At 61.1% G+C, this 17,088-nt stretch carries 11 protein-coding genes; 5 read left to right on the forward strand and 6 right to left on the reverse strand.

Annotated elements, in window-relative coordinates; all coding sequences use genetic code 11:
* Nucleotides 1-63: 63 nt before the first annotated feature.
* From EHW12_RS29570 to EHW12_RS29580, 3 genes are all read right to left on the reverse strand, one after another.
* Nucleotides 64-5,703, reverse strand: coding sequence for an isopeptide-forming domain-containing fimbrial protein (locus tag EHW12_RS29570; protein ID WP_241199077.1), 5,640 nt, complete (start codon nt 5,701-5,703; stop codon nt 64-66).
* 979 nt (nt 5,704-6,682) lie between these two features.
* The gene (locus tag EHW12_RS29575) at nt 6,683-7,429 is read right to left on the reverse strand and encodes a glycoside hydrolase family 25 protein (RefSeq protein WP_003942452.1); all 747 of its coding nucleotides are present in this window, start codon (nt 7,427-7,429) and stop codon (nt 6,683-6,685) included.
* Nucleotides 7,430-7,485: 56 nt separating this feature from the next.
* Complete coding sequence (locus EHW12_RS29580; protein ID WP_042449890.1) at nt 7,486-8,823, reverse strand: glycogen debranching protein; 1,338 nt, start codon at nt 8,821-8,823, stop codon at nt 7,486-7,488.
* Nucleotides 8,824-8,933: 110 nt separating this feature from the next.
* On the opposite strand from EHW12_RS29580, the gene EHW12_RS29585 reads away from it, so the two are divergent.
* The 3 genes from EHW12_RS29585 (at nt 8,934) to EHW12_RS29595 (ending at nt 12,097) form a co-directional block, all read left to right on the forward strand.
* Nucleotides 8,934-9,632: a haloacid dehalogenase type II gene (locus tag EHW12_RS29585; RefSeq protein ID WP_058228553.1), complete on the forward strand. Its 699-nt coding sequence runs from the start codon at nt 8,934-8,936 to the stop codon at nt 9,630-9,632.
* A 72-nt stretch (nt 9,633-9,704) separates the two neighbouring features.
* Nucleotides 9,705-10,616 carry a cation transporter gene (locus EHW12_RS29590; protein ID WP_058228554.1) on the forward strand — a complete coding sequence of 304 codons (912 nt, stop codon included), beginning with the start codon at nt 9,705-9,707 and terminating at the stop codon, nt 10,614-10,616.
* A gap of 119 nt (nt 10,617-10,735) precedes the next feature.
* Nucleotides 10,736-12,097: an HNH endonuclease signature motif containing protein gene (locus tag EHW12_RS29595; RefSeq protein ID WP_125052463.1), complete on the forward strand. Its 1,362-nt coding sequence runs from the start codon at nt 10,736-10,738 to the stop codon at nt 12,095-12,097.
* Nucleotides 12,098-12,146: 49 nt separating this feature from the next.
* On the opposite strand, the gene EHW12_RS29600 is transcribed toward EHW12_RS29595, so the two are convergent.
* A complete protein-coding gene (locus tag EHW12_RS29600; RefSeq protein WP_058227445.1) occupies nt 12,147-13,148 on the reverse strand; it encodes a PHP domain-containing protein in 1,002 nt (333 codons plus the stop codon).
* 54 nt (nt 13,149-13,202) lie between these two features.
* On the opposite strand from EHW12_RS29600, the gene EHW12_RS29605 reads away from it, so the two are divergent.
* Nucleotides 13,203-13,619 carry a TIGR03668 family PPOX class F420-dependent oxidoreductase gene (locus EHW12_RS29605; RefSeq protein WP_003942513.1) on the forward strand — a complete coding sequence of 139 codons (417 nt, stop codon included), beginning with the start codon at nt 13,203-13,205 and terminating at the stop codon, nt 13,617-13,619.
* 144 nt (nt 13,620-13,763) lie between these two features.
* Nucleotides 13,764-14,516 (forward strand): cyclase family protein, encoded by a 753-nt coding sequence (locus tag EHW12_RS29610; RefSeq protein ID WP_172403480.1) that lies wholly within the window; start codon nt 13,764-13,766, stop codon nt 14,514-14,516.
* Here the strand turns inward: EHW12_RS29610 and EHW12_RS29615 are convergent.
* Together EHW12_RS29615 and EHW12_RS29620 are read right to left on the reverse strand one after the other, a co-directional pair.
* The gene (locus tag EHW12_RS29615) at nt 14,505-16,061 is read right to left on the reverse strand and encodes a GGDEF domain-containing protein (RefSeq protein ID WP_063315366.1); all 1,557 of its coding nucleotides are present in this window, start codon (nt 16,059-16,061) and stop codon (nt 14,505-14,507) included. The genes EHW12_RS29610 and EHW12_RS29615 overlap by 12 nt on opposite strands.
* 135 nt (nt 16,062-16,196) lie before the next feature.
* Nucleotides 16,197-17,087, reverse strand: coding sequence for a metal ABC transporter permease (locus EHW12_RS29620; protein ID WP_042447191.1), 891 nt, complete (start codon nt 17,085-17,087; stop codon nt 16,197-16,199).
* Nucleotide 17,088 lies beyond the last annotated feature (1 nt).

Here is a 17,088-nt window from a genome sequence, read left to right on the forward strand (position 1 = left end):
CGTGGGGCAGATCGCATACTCTGCGATCTGCCCCACGTCGTTTACCTCAGATTCTCAAGAGAATCAGTTGTCACCGTCCTCGCGACGCTTACGCGTCAGGAGAACAACACCCGTTCCCAGCGCCAGCAGCAGAACCAATCCACCTGCTGCGAGCAACCCGGTGTTCACGCCACTCTCACCAGCGCCACCACCCGAGTTGATCGTCCCGCCCTGAGGAGCAGACGGCTTCGGCTGACCCGGCTGACCCGGGTTTGCTGTCGGCGGCTTCGGCTGTCCCGGAACCGTGCTCGGAACCGGCTGACCCGGAACCGTAGGCGGTACAACGATCGGAGGCACAACGACGATCGGGGGAATGATGATCGTCGGTGTAACCGGCACCGTCGTGTTCGGAACCGTCGTGGTCGGCGGAACTGTCGTGACCGGCGGCGTTGTCGTCGGCGGCGTCGTTGTCGTCACGCCACACGGATCCACAATCTCCTCCGCGACAACTTCTTCTGTCGTGGTCTCCTCTGTGGTGGTCTCCTCCGTGGTGGTGGATTCCTCCGTACCGGTCACATCAGCGTCACCGGCAGTGATCGCGCTAGCCGTCGTCGTCGCAACCGTTGTCGTCGGAACCATCCGCGTGGTCGTCGTCGGAGGAACACAGGGCTCCGTCGTGACCGGCGGCGTCGTGGTGGTCGTCGGCGGCACCGTAGTGGTGGTCTCCGGCGGGTCTATCGGGTGTTCGGTGCAGAGAGCGTCGCCCGGGACACAGTCCACTGGCGGGTTCTCGCCACCAACCACCAGGTAGTTGTTCAGGACACCCGGAGTGAATCCGGGACCTGACAACGTTCCGATCTCAGGATTGACCTTGACGGTGTACGTCACTGTCGCGGTCTCGCCCTTGGCCAGCTTTCCGGTGACCGTGAAGACGTTGTCGACGACACCCGAAACAACCAGCGTGGAAGTGGTAGCCGGATCCTTCGTCATTACTGCATCGTCGAGAACGTCGGTGAGATCGTCGTAGAAGCTGACCTCACCATCCGCGGTGCCCACATTCTTGAACGTGAGCGTGTACGTGATCTCCTGGCCGCCAACCACACGGTTCGTGGTGGACGGAACAGAGGACTTCAGTACCTCGATCGCGGGTGTGCCATCCACCGGATGCTCGGTCGTCACCGGCGGAGGAGTGATCTCCGGACCGGTCGGCGGCTTCGCAGTACCGGTGACCTTGTTGTTGATCAGAACCCCGCCGGCAACACCATCGTTGATCTTCACCTGGTAGGTCAGGACAACCGACTTACCGGCTTCCAATGCACCGGTCCAGGTGAGCGTGGTGCCCGACAGGGTCGGAGCAGCACCGTCGACACCGTCGACAGTCGCCTTGAGCGAACCGTCCACCAACGTCGCGTTGTCGAGAACCTTCGACAGATCATCGGTCAACACCACCGGATCAAGAGTCGTGTTACCCGTATTCGCACCCGTCACCGTATACGTGATCGTCTGACCAGCATTGACGCCGGTACCCGACGCAGGATCCGCAGCCTTCGCGACAGTGAACCCCGGAACCTTCACCGGATGCGTCGTGCACAGCTGCGTCGCCGGATCACACACCTCCGGAGGATCAACCGGAGGAGTCGTCCCCGGAACAACGAAGTTGAGCACCGTGTTGTCGGCATTCGCCGCAACGCGATCGGCATCAGCCTTGACCGTGACGGTGTACGTCACCGTCTTGCTCTCACCGGCCGCAAGGGATCCCGTCACCGAGAAACCATCCGTGCCGACCATCGCAGCAGTCAACGGAGCATCAGCACTCAAGCTGCCCGCAACCAGATCAGCATCATCGAGCAGACCACGCAGATCATCGAAGTGCGCCACCTCACCCGCACCGTTACCGGTGTTCGTGAACGTGAGCGTGTACTTGATGTCCTGACCGGCAACAACATTCGAACCCGACACCGGATCAGAAGACTTCACCACAGCAATCTTCGGAGACAGAACCGGATGCTCCGTCGTCACCGGCGGAGGAGTGATCTCCGGACCCGTCGGCGGCTTCGCAGTACCGGTGACCTTGTTGTTGATCAACGTGCCACCGGCAACACCGGCATTGATCTTCACCTGGTAGGTCAGAACAACCGACTTACCAGCTTCCAATGCACCGGTCCAGGTGAGCGTGGTGCCCGACAGGGTCGGAGCAGCACCGTCGACACCGTCAACAGTCGCCTTGAGCGAACCGTCCACCAACGTCGCGTTGTCGAGAACCTTCGACAGATCATCGGTCAACACCACCGGATCAAGAGTCGTGTTACCCGTGTTCGCACCCGTCACGGTGTACGTGATCGTCTGACCAGCAGCAACATTGGTGCCCGACACCGGATCCGCAGCCTTCGCGACCGTGAACCCCGGAACCTTCACCGGATGCGTCGTGCACAGCTGCGTCACCGGATCACACACCTCCGGAGGATCAACCGGAGGAGTCGTCCCCGGAACAACGAAGTTGTTCACGAACACCCCACCGACCACATCGGCATTGACCTTCACCGAATACGTCACCGTCTTCGTTTCGCCGGCCGCCAAGGTCCCCGTCACCGAGAAACCATCACTGCCGACCATCGTCGCAACCAACGGAGCATCAGCAGCCAAACCACTCAATGCACCCTTGTCCACAACCTGACGCAAATCATCGAAGTACGCCACCTCACCCGCACCGTTACCGGTGTTCGAGAACGAAAGCGTGTACTTGATGTCCTGACCGGCAACAACATTCGAACCCGACACCGGATCAGAAGACTTCACCACAGCAATCTTCGGAGACAGAACCGGATGCTCCGTCGTCACCGGCGGAGGAGTGATCTCCGGACCCGTCGGCGGCTTCGCAGTACCGGTGACCTTGTTGTTGATCAACGTGCCACCGGCAACACCGGCATTGACCTTGACCTGGTAGGTCAGAACAACCGACTTACCGGCCTCGAGAACGCCAGTCCACGAGAGCGCCGTCCCCGAGAGCGTCGGAGCAGCGGCAGCAGCACCGTCGACTGTCGCCTTGAGCGAACCGTCCACCAACGTCGCGTTGTCGAGAACCTTCGATAAATCATCAGTCAACACAACAGGATTGAGCGTCGTCTTACCGGTGTTCGTACCGGTCACCGTATACGTGATCGTCTGACCAGCATTGACGCCGGTACCCGACGCAGGATCCGCAGTCTTCGCGACAGTGAAACCGGGAACCGAGTGATTCGTCTCAACCGGCGGCGGAGTGATATCCGGACCGGTCGGCGGCTTCGCAGTACCCGTGACCTTGTTGTTCAAGACCGTACCCGCAGCGACACCGTCGTTGACCTTCACCTCGTAGGTCAGGACAACCGACTTGCCGGCTTCGAGAACGCCAGTCCACGAGAGCGTCGTACCCGACAAAGTCGGAACAGCCACGGAAGCTCCGTCAATGGTCGCCTTCAGCGAACCAGGAACGACAGCAGCATTATTGAGGACCGCACCCAGATCGTCATTGATCTGTACCGGATCAAGCTTCGTCTTGCCGGTGTTGGTGCCGGTGACGGTGTACTTGATCGACTCGCCGGCCTGAACCGTCGAACCGGAGATCGGATCGGCAGTCTTCGCCAGCGTAAAACCTGGAACCGAGTGATTCGTTTCCACCGGAGGAGGAGTGATGTCCGGACCGGTCGGCGGCTTCGCAGTACCGGTGACTTTGTTGTTCAGAACCGTTCCCGCGGCAACGCCGGCATTGACCTTCACCTGGTATGTCAGAACAACAGACTTACCGGCCGGGAGATTCGCGGACCACGACAAAGTGCTGCCCGAAAGAGTCGGAGCAGCAACAGGAGCACCGTCGATGGTCGCCTTCAGCGAGCCCGGAACGACAGCAGCATTGTTGAGAACCGCACTCAGATCATCGGTGATCGTCGCGGGAGTCAGGGCCGTCCTGCCGGTGTTGGCACCGGTGACGGTGTACGTAATGGTGTCGCCGGCCTGAACCGTCGAACCGGAAACCGGATCAGCCGTCTTGGTCAGCGTGAAACCAGGCATGGGATGCGTCGTGCAGAGATTGGTTGCAGGATCACATGTTGTGGGGGGAGTTGTAGTCCCCGGAACCAGATAGTTGTTCAGAACTTTGTTGCCGCCGTCTTTGACAGTGACGGTGTATGTGACTGTCCCCTTGCCGCCGGCCGGCAAGGTGCCGCCGACCTTGATCTTGTCGGCGCCGTTCAATGCGGCGGTGAGTCCGCCGGTTGCAGCACCGACCGCAACTGTTCCGTCATCAATGACGTCGGCGAGGTAGTCCGTGTAGTCGATCGTTGCCGGCGCAGTGCCCGGATTCTCGAAATTCAGAGTGTAGGTGATTGATTGGCCGATATTGACCGTCTCACCGGTAGGTGGTGACGACGACTTCTTCACGAGAACCGGGGTGTTCTTGACCTTGCAATACACGTTGTCACCCGGTGTAAGTGCGGCCTGCGCAACGTCACCGACCCTGAGGGCCTGGGTCACGCCGTTTACCTGGCAATCCCACGATGTCGCATAGTTCGCGGTCTTGGTCGCCGAGGTAGTTGGCTTCTCCCAGAACGTGACAGGGGTGGGCGTGGTATCTGCGAGGAGCGTCCGCCAGCCAGTCGATGCCGTCGTATCAGTCGCACCGGTCGTGGTGCTCTTGATCTCGGTTGCTGCAGCGGCGCCTGCATCAGCGTGGTGTCCGGTGCTCATGCCGATAGTGAAATCGTCACCGGGGGTGACGCGCGTGAGGTCCTTGTCGATCTTGACCTTCGACAGCAGCACACCGAACGCCAGGCCCTGACGCGAGGTCGCCTGAACGGTATTTCCGAAAGTGGCTGCGAAACTTGTCGGAGCAGTCGATGCAACGACCAGCGTTCCGGGCGTGCGCCCCTGGCCATTGACGTTGTTCCACGAATCGCATCGGACGGTATTGGCTGGCATACCCGTCAGCCCACCGTCACAGGCCCGAATTCCGGGGTAGGCAGGATCACTGTCGTCACCGACGGTACGTGCGATCTGCCGTAGAGGCTTGTCCGAATTGAAAGTGAGGAATTCACGGTCGTTCGTAGTATTGATATTCGCGTCTGTCGACTCGGCGTCGGCTGCTACGAGCCCGTAGTTGTTGACGGCGCCATTCGGCCCCGTCATCACGATGTTCTTCAGCGAGACTGTTCCACCGGACTGACCAGCGGTGGCTGAGGTTTGGTAGATCGCCGGCTTGATCGTCGTCGGCACACCCGTGTACGCGGAAGTTCCCAACGCTGCATAGTGCAACGTGGGAAATGCCTTCGTTTCGATCCCCTGGTGTGTCTTTCCCGCTACCGAGTCGGTGAGGAAAGCCTTGAAGTTGATCTTGTAACCGTCGGTGAGCTGGATTTCCATCGACTGCCCTGCCGCAGAAGCAGCCGTTGCCGCATCGAGCGTCGACATATCGATCCAGCAGATGTTCTGCGAGAACGGACCGGTGCCGGGGGCGCTGAATGCGCAGCCTTTTGCAGGCTGTTCATCCGGAAGAACAGCGGCGCGAGCCGGCGCCTGAGCCTGAACGGGGCCGCCGAGCGTCGCGGCCGGCTGCGCTGACGCAACCACTGCCGTCGCGCCGGAGATACCGAGAATCATCGCGATGGCGGTCCATACCACCGTCCACGCTCGCACCCAGGGCGGGAGCCCTGCGGTGAATATGGCCGACCTTGTCGGCGGTATGTCGTTAGGCATTTCTTACTCCCCAGGATGTGCCTGATCGATGTTCGATGGACGGAGATGCGAGAGCGCTGGCGCGAACTCCCGGTTGATCGGTTGGTTCGGGTCGATGCGCCTGTTTTCGGCTGATCGACCTCACACCGGACGCTGTTGCCGGTCCTGTCATTCGAGCTCCTCTTCGGAAACACCTGCGTGTTGGAAGAGCCGCCCTGAACAGGACCTTGGCCCTCGAAATCCGCGCAAATCGAGAGCAACCTTCCAGTTATCAGGAACAAGATAACAGATAACCGGGAGCTTGCCCATCGAAAGTCGGACAAAGCAGACCGATCGACGTTTTTGTTCGTAGATCGGACAAGCTTCGAGGAGCAGTGTTGTCCGAGCGGACAATTCAGCCCTCGGAGTGCGGCACCGCGGCGAACGCGATGACATTCAATGTTTCCGCTGACCAGATCGGGTGACGACCAACCTCAAGGAAGGTACGGAATCTGGACAAATGCCCAATATGGATAAGGCCTGTTGGATGCGCCACAGACCCTCGAACGACGGTCGGAAACCCCGTCCTGAATGGAGTCCGATGACCCGTGCGAGCACGTCGAAATTGATCGAATTGATCCAGACCACACTCAGCGACGGCTGCCGGTAACGAAGCATCCCGAGGCTCCGATAATTGGATTGCGAGGCACCAACTTCGCCCGAAACCGGGCGGCCGCCTTCGATTCAAACCCAACTTCAAGTCCGTTTTGTAGCTTTTCAGGCAGAGCAGTTCTGCTCATTTTCTGCCATAGCTATTTTCTGATCCTGCTCAGCTAGTCGAAAGTTCAGCGACCGTGGCTACCGCCCGGCAGAATTCTCGTAACTGACGAGCAACAACCGGACTAACCAGCCAAGCGTCACAAGAGTGCCAAAAAGGGCCCTTCCGCGTGCCTCGAGGCAAATGCATCGAGGGCGAAAGGGCCCGAACCGGGCACCACGGAGCCAAGGGCCCCGCCGCAAACTAGCTGCTGCCGAACCCCACACTGTTGGCGTAGCGATCGAAATCGCCCTGGGCTCCGCTGTAGACGTTGATATCAGTGTTTCCGGTGATTCCGGGGATGCGTCCGGTGCTGGTGTACTGCCAGAAAGTCCAGTTGGACCAACCGCCGGGTAGCGGCCCCGGTGCGTTCTGCCCGTTGTAATCGGCGATCCACAGCGGGTAGTGGTTGAACTCGGTGGTGTTGGCCATCTGAGTACGCCAGAAGTTGGGATACGTGTAAATGATGGGCTGCCGCCCGGTAAGTGCCTGGACTGTATTCAAGTAGCGATGAGTCCAGTCGATGACCTGCCCGGCGGGCAGTCCCTTCGCGTCCTCGAGATCCAGAACGGGCGGGAGGTCACCAGGTCCGTTGATACCCAGGACGATCGCCGAATAGAAGGCGGCCTGGGCTTCGGGGGACTGGCGAACGTCTGCGTAGTGGTAGGCCCCGCGCGAGACGCCGGCAGCACGCATGACCAGGCAATCCTGGATGAAGTACGGATTGACGTAGTTGAGCGACTCGGTGGCCTTGACCATCGCGAACTCGTGCCCTGACGCCTTGACCTGGAACCAGTCGATTCCGGTTCCGTCCACGTGCTGCCACGAAGAGACGTCCGGGCCGCGGGGAGCGTCGGCAGCGGCGAGGCCAGGTGCCGTGATCGCGATGGCAGCTGCCATCGCGATCGGGGTGAGCTTGCCCAGTGTCCTGACGATCCGTCGCTCGACCATTTCCCGAGACTAAGGTCGACTAGTCCGTTTTGTCCCCTAATTCAGGGAATGTTCACTCAACCGAGCCAATCGAGAACAGCCGCAGCGGTCCACGACTGTTGCATACTGCCCAGCGGCTCACCGGTGAAAGGCTCGTAGTATTCGGCAAAACTGCCATCGCTGGCCTGCCGCAACCCCTCCGAACGCAAGACGTGCGATCTCTCGGCCCACCCCCGACGCGCGAAGGCCCACGAGAACAACCACGTGATCACCGGCCACACCGGGCCACGCCAATACTCCCGAGGACGGAAATCGCCGGAAACCGGAGACGTCGACGGTGGGACAGCAAACCGCATGTCCGGGTGACCACAGAATTTGGGCCCCTCGAAAGTGCGCAACAGAGCGCGCTCGGCATCGCGGCTCAGGCCGCCGCACAGCAACGGCGCAAACATCGCGATGGTTTCGGTATGAACCCATCGCCCGGTGCGAAGATCGAAATCCTTTGCTGCACCTGATCGTTCATCGGTGGTGGCAATCACGCCCTGCCGGAATCGATCTGCCCAACCGCGCAGATCACGGACGTCGGAGTTCGGCCGCGAATGCTCCTCACCGATAGTTGCCAAGACGTCGCATGCCATCGAGAAAACCGCACTGACAAACACGTCCTCGACGGCAAAACTCATGGCAGTGGCGAGTTGAGAATCCTCGTACCGCACGGCCTTCATCTCTTCGAGAAGCCAAAGGTAGCGGTCGTATTCGTTATCCGTGGGCCGCTGAGACAGGTCCGTCACCACAGCGAGATCAGCACGCTGATACGCAGGCACTTGTCCCGCAACAACATTCGCGTACGCCAGATCCCAACGCGGAGAGTTGTCCATCCCAGATTCCCACCCGTGATAGAGCGCGATACGGCCGTTGCCGTCGAGATCGCGGGCCTCCGCCAACCACCGGTGCCACCGAACCAGATCGCTCCAGCGCCGGTCGAGGAACTCTTCCGCGACCGCACGCGTCGTACGTCCGTGCCGACGCGAATGATCGAGAATCCGCTGCACCGCGATCGCGTGAACGGGGGGTTGGGTGATTCCCGATGTAGCGGTACCCAAAGGAGCATGCGCTGCCAACGCATTGACATCCCACCGCGTCGGTCCGGGGAAGTAGCCGTCGACACCGTTCGCGAACACGATGTGCGGAATCATTCCGTTCTTCCACTGAGCCGAGAGCAAGGTATCGAGCTCTACTACCGCCCGTTCGACGCTGAGCGGCGCCAGACCTACCGCCACGAACGCGGCGTCCCAGCTCCACATGTGGGGATACAGCTTCGGGGCAGCGCTGGTCATCGTGCCCAGGTCGTTTCCGCGCAGCAAGTAGGCAGCTCGGGCGGCGAGCTGAGTCGGGGTAAATCCGCGGTCGGCCATAGATGTCTATTTTGCGACGCGTCGAGCCTTTGCGCTCACCGAGCACGAATCCGGCGCTGCAGCCGCAATAATGAAGGAAGTCCGTCGGGTGATCTCGGAGTGGAGGCCTAGTGCGCGAGAAGATCAAAGCACTGCTGTTCGACGTCCAGGGCACAGCGACCGATTTTCACAGCACACTGTGCCGAGAGGCCCGTCGAATCACCGACGCCGACGTGGACTGGCCAAGATTCGTCAATCTCTGGCGCGCTGAGTACTTCGCGAACACCTCCGAGGCCGACGATTCCACAGGCGAATGGGTGACAGTACATTCGGTGTACCGCGAGGCTCTGCGCAAGCTGTTGGCCCGCGAGAGCATCGAACTTTCCGATGCCGAACAGGAAGAACTCACCACCGCCTGGAAATTCCTGGACCCGTGGCCCGACACTGTCGCCGGCCTGACAACCCTGCGCCAGCAGTACACAATCGCTGCCTTGTCCAACGCCGACGTGAATGCCGGAGTCAGCATCTCCCGGCACGGAAATCTGCCATGGCATGCCGTCTTCACTGCCGAAATGGCCGGCGTCTTCAAACCAGATCCGAAGATCTACCACCTGGCTGCTCGATATCTCGGGTACGACCCGGCCGAGATCATGATGGTTGCCAGTCACAAATATGACATCCGGGCGGCCAAAGCTCTCGGATTCCGCACAGCCTTCATAGCTCGACCACTCGAATTCGGAGCCAGGGGCAATCCCGATGTGTCCTTCTCCGACGAGTTCGACATCAACGCCGAGGACTTTCTCGATCTGGCAGCGCAATTGGTCCACTGATCCCGTGCCTGCGCGTCGTTGCTGGTATTCCTACGTGGAGGAATATCGAAACGGACAGGCGGTTTGGAATTCATGGGCACCAAGGAAGACAGCGCTACCCGCGAACGCAAGGCCCTGCGGTACTCGCTCGTGGTCGCAACGGCGTTGGCTGTGCTCGCCGCATTCTGGGGCTGGATCTCGCAGTCCCAGGTGATCCTGCTCGACGGTGTGTACGCCCTCATCGGAATGGTGTTGACGGCGCTCTCACTGCGGGTCTCGCGGATAGCCGACTCGGGCCCCACCGCACGCTTCCCGTTCGGTAAGGAGGCATTGATCCCGGTCGTCATCGCTGTCCAGGGCATGGCATTACTGGCGACGCTCGCCTACGCTGCAGTCGAGGCAGTTCGTGTCATCCTCGCGGGCGGAGCCGACGTCACCGCGGGGTCTCTGGTGGCATACGGCGCTGTCAGCGCGGTGGTGTCGATCATCATCTGGCGCTACGTCCGACAAGTCGACCGCACATCTGATCTGCTCGTCGCCGAAGCCAGGCAATGGGGAGCGTCGACTGCCTTCAGCGCGCTGGTCGCAGTCGGTGCTGTCGTCGCAATGATCCTGGGCCGCACCGATTTCTCCGACGCCGACCGATATGTCGACTCCGTCTTGGTCCTCCTCGGCTGCGCGATGCTGGTCCCGCAACCGTACGCACTTCTGCGAACCGCACTGATCGAACTCCTCGAAGGTGCTCCCGGCGAAAACGTTCAGGCCCGCGTGCACGATGCCATCGCCGTCGTCCGCGACGAATTCGGCTTGGACGAACCGACTCTCACCATGAGCAAGGTGGGTCGCAAGCTGTATGTCGAAGCGACGTTCATGGTCGCGCCACACAGCTGGGACATCGACGGTGAAGACGCAGTACGACGCTCGTTCGCCACCAGCCTCGCCGATCTCCCCTACGAACCGTGGCTGAACATCGAACTGACTACAGATCCGGCGCTGATGCTCTAGCGACGGAATCTGCTCTCGAACAACAGAATCACGACGGCCGGGCCCACCTCACCTTCCCGAAAACGCCCTTGACTCGAAAGTATGTTCGAGTATGATGGAAGGTAGAACGGGGGGTTCTCATGACGATCAACATCACCGAAGATGCTGTCACCGACGTGGTCAACAGCTCCGCCGTGGGTGTGCGCGGACGATTGTGGCGGCTTCACCCCAGCGACGTCCGCGAGATCGCCATCACCGCGTCAGCGGAAATCCTTCGCCTGGAAGCCATTCGAGTGGCCGCCGTCGACACCCTGACGTTGAACGCGGACGAACAAGTACTCTGCTACCGCGGCACCGGACAATGGCTCGCGAACCACACCATGCTGCAGATCTCCACCGGCAGAAGAATCGCAGCCCTGGGAAAAGCGCTACGGTCGTTTCCCGAGATCGAAGACCAATTCGATGCCGGTGACCTCACTTTCGAGCACGCAGCACTGATCGTGGCGTTCTGCGAATCCCCACCCAAGGCAATGCCCGACGCCGCACTACCGTACTGCCGCGACACACTCCTCGCCGCAGCATCCGGAACCGAAGCAACCACCGTCAAACTGCGCTACGCCATCAGCGTCCTCGAGCACATGTTCGAATCCGACGACCCACCACCAAGCGAAGACACCGACCGCAACGAACTGCGCATCTCCCCCACCCTCAACGGAAGAGTCGCCGTCCGAGGCGATTTCGACGGAGTGACCGGCGAAATGCTTCTCTCCGCCCTCTCCAACCTCTCCATGCCCACCCCCGCCGAAGACGGCACACCCGACAAACGACCCGCCGCCACACGCAACGCAGACGCCATGGCAGAACTCATCCGGCGCTACCTCGACAACGCTGCCACCGGCATCGACGGCGGCCAACGCCCACACCTGAACGTGCACATCAACGCCAAAGACCTGGCCTACCACCGTGAATGCGCCACAACGGGTGATGGCTCAACACCTGTCCCCTCCGAGGACGACGATCCCGGCATGCTCGATCTCGACTTTCACGATCTCGACAAACAAGATCTCGATGTCGGCCACATGCCCTGGATGGGACCACTGAGCGTCGGCCGCACCCGCATGATCGCCTGCGACTGCATGCTCTCCAGCGTCCTCCTCGACGAAAACGGTGCCCCACTCGACGTCACCCCACTCAAAAGGCTTGTCACCGCAGCACAACGCACCGCCCTGATCGCCCGCGACAAAGGCTGCGCCTTCCCCGGTTGCGACTGCGTCCCCGCCTGGACCGACGCCCACCACATCAAACACTGGGCCAAAGGAGGACCAACCGTCATGGACAACCTGGTCCTGCTCTGCCGAACCCACCACACCCTGATGCACCGAAAACCCGGATTCACCGGACAATGGGAAATCCGAATGGGCACCGATCACCTGCCCTGGTTCATCCCACCACCGGGCATCGACCCCGACCGGAAACCCCGCCGCTCCACCACACGACTCTGAACCCGGAGGTCACCGAGCAAACGCCTCGGTGACCCATTCCGGCGTGCTCTCAATTGCCTGCCCACTCCAAAAGATCTTCGGCGGTCCAAGTATTGATCACCCGATCCGCTTCGACGCCGCACTTTTCGGCCCGGTCACAGCCGTAGCCCTGCCAAGCCAACTGACCGGGGGCATGGGCGTCGGTATCGATGGAGAAAAGACAATCGAGATCGCGGGCCAACTCGATCAAACGCGAAGGCGGGTCACGACGCTCCGGTCGGGAATTGATCTCAACGGCTGTGCCTGATTCGCGGCAGGCCTCGAACACTTTCTCCGCGTCGAACTGCGACTCGGGCCGGGTTCCGCGAGCACCCTCGACAAGACGCCCGGTGCAGTGTCCGAGAATATCGACACGCGGATTTTGCACTGCAGCAAGCATTCTGCGGGTCATCGCCTCGCGTTCGGACCGCAGCTTGGAGTGGACGCTCGCCACCACGATGTCGAGTTCGTCGAGCAGATCGGGATCCTGGTCGAGTGAACCGTCCTCGAGGATGTCCACCTCGATTCCCGTGAGGATGCGGAAGGGAGCCAGTTCGGCATTCAACCCGGCTATCACGTCGAGTTGAGACCGTAGGCGCTCCGCGGACAGCCCGTTGGCAACTGTGAGGCGAGGCGAATGGTCGGTGAGGGCGCAGTAGTCATGGCCGAGTGCTGCTGCGCGTCGCATCATTTCTTCGATGGGGCTTCCACCATCGGACCAGTCGGAGTGGGTGTGGAGGTCGCCGCGCAGCGCTTGTCGCAATGGGCTGTCGCCGATGGGCTCAGCCTGCCCCCGCAGTTCCTCGAGATACTCGGGGATGCCGTCGTACGACTGAGCGATAATCGTGGCAGTCTTCGGCCCGATGCCGGTGAGGGCCTTCCAACTGTCGGCTTTCCGGCGAGACTCCTTCTGCTCGTCGGACAATCCTGAAAAGACCTCCGCAGCTCGGCGATAGGCCTTGACGCGGTGCGTTTCAGCGCGTGATCGTTCGAGCCAGTAGGCGATCTCCCGAAGCGCTTCATCCGGTTCCATGAGACCACTGTTCCGTCAGCAGCGGCTCGCGGCAACCCTTGATCCCCTTACGCTGTGAATATGGACGACCCGAGAGCACGATTTGAAGCCGCGCGGGTGGCTCACCTGGCAACGGCAGATGCGGCCGGCGTTCCGCACATCGTGCCGCTGGTATTCGTCTTGGTCGGCGGCACCGTCTATTCCTGTGTCGACCACAAACCGAAAACCACGACCGCTCTTCGCAGGCTCCGGAACATCACCGAGACGGGGCGCGCAAGCCTGCTGGTCGATCATTACGACGACGACTGGTCCGCGCTCTGGTGGGTCCGCGTCGACGGACATGCGGAGGTTCTCGACCCGGGCACCAAGGAGTCCGAGAGCGCGATCGATGCTTTGGCCGCAAAGTATCCGCAGTACGTAGATCACCGACCGCACGGACAGGTGATAGCTGTCCGCGATGTGGAGTGGTCGTCGTGGTCCGCAGCAGCCTAAGGTTCTGTCCTAGTGTTCAAGGAGCGAAAGTGATTGCAACACTCTCAATTCGGACAAATTGGCGGGGGATCGATGAAACGACGGCAGTTACTTCAGCGCGCAGCCACAGGTCTGGCGCTGGTAGCGGGACCTCAGGTGATCGACATGGGTAGCAGTTCCGGAAGCAGTCAAGACGCAACAAGCCCGTTGAACGAACAGTTGTCGGTTGTTTCGCTCTCACACGTGAACGACCCGGCGACGACGCCGGTTTTTCCAGGCGACCCCGAGTTCACTCTCGACACAGCGGCCACCATCGCAAACGACGGCTACTACCTCCAGTACGTCAAGGAAGGTGAGCACACGGGCACGCATTGGGGCGCACCCGCACACTTCCAGGAAGGCGGCCTCACAGCCGACCAACTCGATCCGGCGGACCTCTTCCTCCCCGCAGTGAAGATCGACATCCGGGACAAGGCTGCCGCCGATTCGGACTATGCGCTCACGGTCGCGGACCTGCAGGAATGGGAAACGCGCAACGGCAAGATCCCCGATGGAGCGGCCGTAGTTCTCTGGACCGGGTGGGAATCGCGCTGGGGTAGCGAAGAATATGCCAACTCCGATGCCGAGGGCGTCACCCACCAGCCCGGCTTCTCGGTGGACGCGGCGCGGTGGCTGATAGACACCGGCCGTTTGGGCACCCGCGGAGCATTGGGAACCGACACGTTCGGTCCCGACCTCGGAAACGACGAAACCTACCCCGTCTCGACAATCCTGTACGACAAGCATCGAATCAGCCTGGAGAACTTGAACAATCTTGCCGCCCTGCCAACCACCGGGGCTAGCATCCTTGTCGGTGGTGCGATCAACAAGGCCGGATCGGGTTCACCGGCAACGATTTTCGCACTACTACGGCGATAACCATTTGCGACGGTCGCCGTAGACAACGACCGCGCCCTTCCCACTTCTCTTCGCCTCGTACATCGCCGCATCGGCCTGGCGAAGAAGAGTGTGCGCGCTGAGCGGTTCGTCCCCGAACTCGAACTGCGCGGACTCGAAATGCGCGACACCAACGCTCGCACCCACCGACACCGATGTGTCTGCAGTCTGATCGGACCTGAGCGCGTCGACGATCCGGCGAGCCACGACGACGGCGTCGTCGATCGTGCCCTGCAGGAGCACTGTGAACTCGTCGCCACCGAATCGGGCGACAAACGCACCCTCGGGAACCGCTTCGCGCAGACGTGCTGTGAGAGCAACCAGTAACCGGTCGCCGGCCGGGTGCCCGTATCGATCGTTGATCTGTTTGAAGTCGTCCAGATCGACAAGCATCAGCACCCAATCGGAGTTCGTCTGGCGATAGTCGTCGATGGCGCTCGCAAAGTGTTCGTCGAACGCGGCCCGGTTTGCAAGCTCGGTGAGTGGGTCGTGATGTGCTCGGTACCTCAGCTCGTCCTGGGCAGCGGAGATCTGTTGAAGGAGCGCGTCGTTCTCGAGGAGCGTGAGTATTTGGCGCACCAGCGCGAGAACCAACACGCCGACGCCGAGTATCACGACCACGGCATCGAGGTTGCCGACGATCAGCGCCTGAACAGTCACGATCGTCGCGATCACCGCGATCAACAGATACGGCAGCAGCAACTGAGTCCGATCGCTTCGCCACTGCTGCGGCGCGTTGCGGTTCCGAGGCTCGGTTCGCTTCGTCAGCGCCGCCAAGGCGATCAACGGCGGCCCCGCGATGAACCCGGCATCGGCGATGGTCGGCATACTCTCGGCGCCGATCGCCACCAAGTACGCGTACAGGCTGTCCGAAAGGGAGAGCATCACCAACCCGCACCCGAGGAACGTCAGCGGTTCACGGATCTCTGCTACGGCCTTCGGTCCGATGACCATCAGCAAGACCATGGCGATCAGAACGAAGTCGGTGATCGGATACATCACCGCGACAAGAAACCCGAGAGATCCCGTCGGACCGGTATGAACGACGGCGCCCAGGGCCGTTGTCCACGTGAGGATGAACAATCCACCGACAACGACAAGACCGTCGAGCGTCAGCACGAGCCAGAGATGGATCGGACCGATCGCCTCACGCCGGGGCGACTGACGCACCAACGACAGAAGCGCCGGCACGGCGAACACCGGGAACATGAAGAAACCGATGTCCGCGATCGACGGCGACGGAAGTGGAACGTGGAGAACCGAGCGGTAGAACGCCCAGAAGAACATCCCGAGAGTCCAGCCGGCCATACCCAGAGCCATCAGAGTTCGCCAACGACGCTCGACGCCGTGATAGCGCCGCGACGTCCACCAACAGACCGCAGTTGCGGTGGCTCCGCCGACGAGCTGGGCGATATCGTCCACCAGAACCGAAGTTCGTGGGCTGAGCAGCCCGGATCCGGCGAGAGCGATGACCGCGACAACGACGCCGAGAACCAGCCACGTGCGTCGCGCTCGGAACTGCGTCATCGAAGAACCCATCGGTGTTCAAGGCGTCACCACCGATCGTCTTGCAGCCGGCATCGTTGCGGCCGGAATGTTGTGGTGACGAATGCCCGTACGAACCTACCCGATTTGGTAGCGGATTGTTAACTGGACGAACGATCAGGAAGGCTCGTACGCCGCGGCGCTGTATTCCGCTCGAGTCCTACGCTGCTGCGAAGTCCATTTCGCGATCACCCCTTGCGAGGGGCTGAACAGGTACACCAGAGCGAACACGATGCCCTGCGTCATGACGACCATGCCACCGGAAGCCGTGTCGAGGTAGTAGCTGACGTAGATACCGGCAATCGCGCAGACTGCGGAAACGACGGGAGCTATCACCAGCATCCGCGAAAACTTGTCGGTGAGGAGGTAGGCCGTCGCGCCGGGGATGATCAGCATCGCCACCACCAGCACGACGCCGACGGCTTGCAACGCCACAACGGACGTGAGCGCGAGGACGCCGAGTAGCAGCGCACCCAGGCGCTTGGGCGAAAGACCTATCGCGTTCGCATGGATCGGGTCGAAGGCGAACAACGTCAGATCACGACGCTTGATCAACAGAATGCTCAACGCCAACGCGCCGAGTATCGCGACCTGCAGAAGATCAGACGAGCTCACCCCCAGCAGGTTGCCGAAAATGATGTGGTTGAGATCGGTCTGGCTGGGGGTCACCGAGATGAGAACCAAACCGAACGCAAAGAGAGTCGTGAAGACGATACCGATCGCGGCGTCTTCCTTGACGCGGCTGGTGTTACGGATCAGTCCGATCAGGGCTACGGCGATCAACCCGAAGATCAAGGCCCCGATCGCAAATGGAGCGCCGACGACGTAAGCGAGGACAACACCCGGCAGCACGGCGTGCGAGACGGCGTCGCCCATCAACGACCACCCGATGAGCACCAACCAACAACTGAGCACCGCGCAGACAACCGCTGCCACAACCGCAACGGCCAACGCGCGCACCATGAATCCGTACTGGAGAGGATCAAGTAGGAGTTCTACGAGGTTCATC

The sequence above is a fragment of the Rhodococcus sp. NJ-530 genome, from assembly GCF_003860625.1.
In the GTDB taxonomy this organism is placed as follows: Bacteria; Actinomycetota; Actinomycetes; order Mycobacteriales; family Mycobacteriaceae; genus Rhodococcus_F; species Rhodococcus_F qingshengii.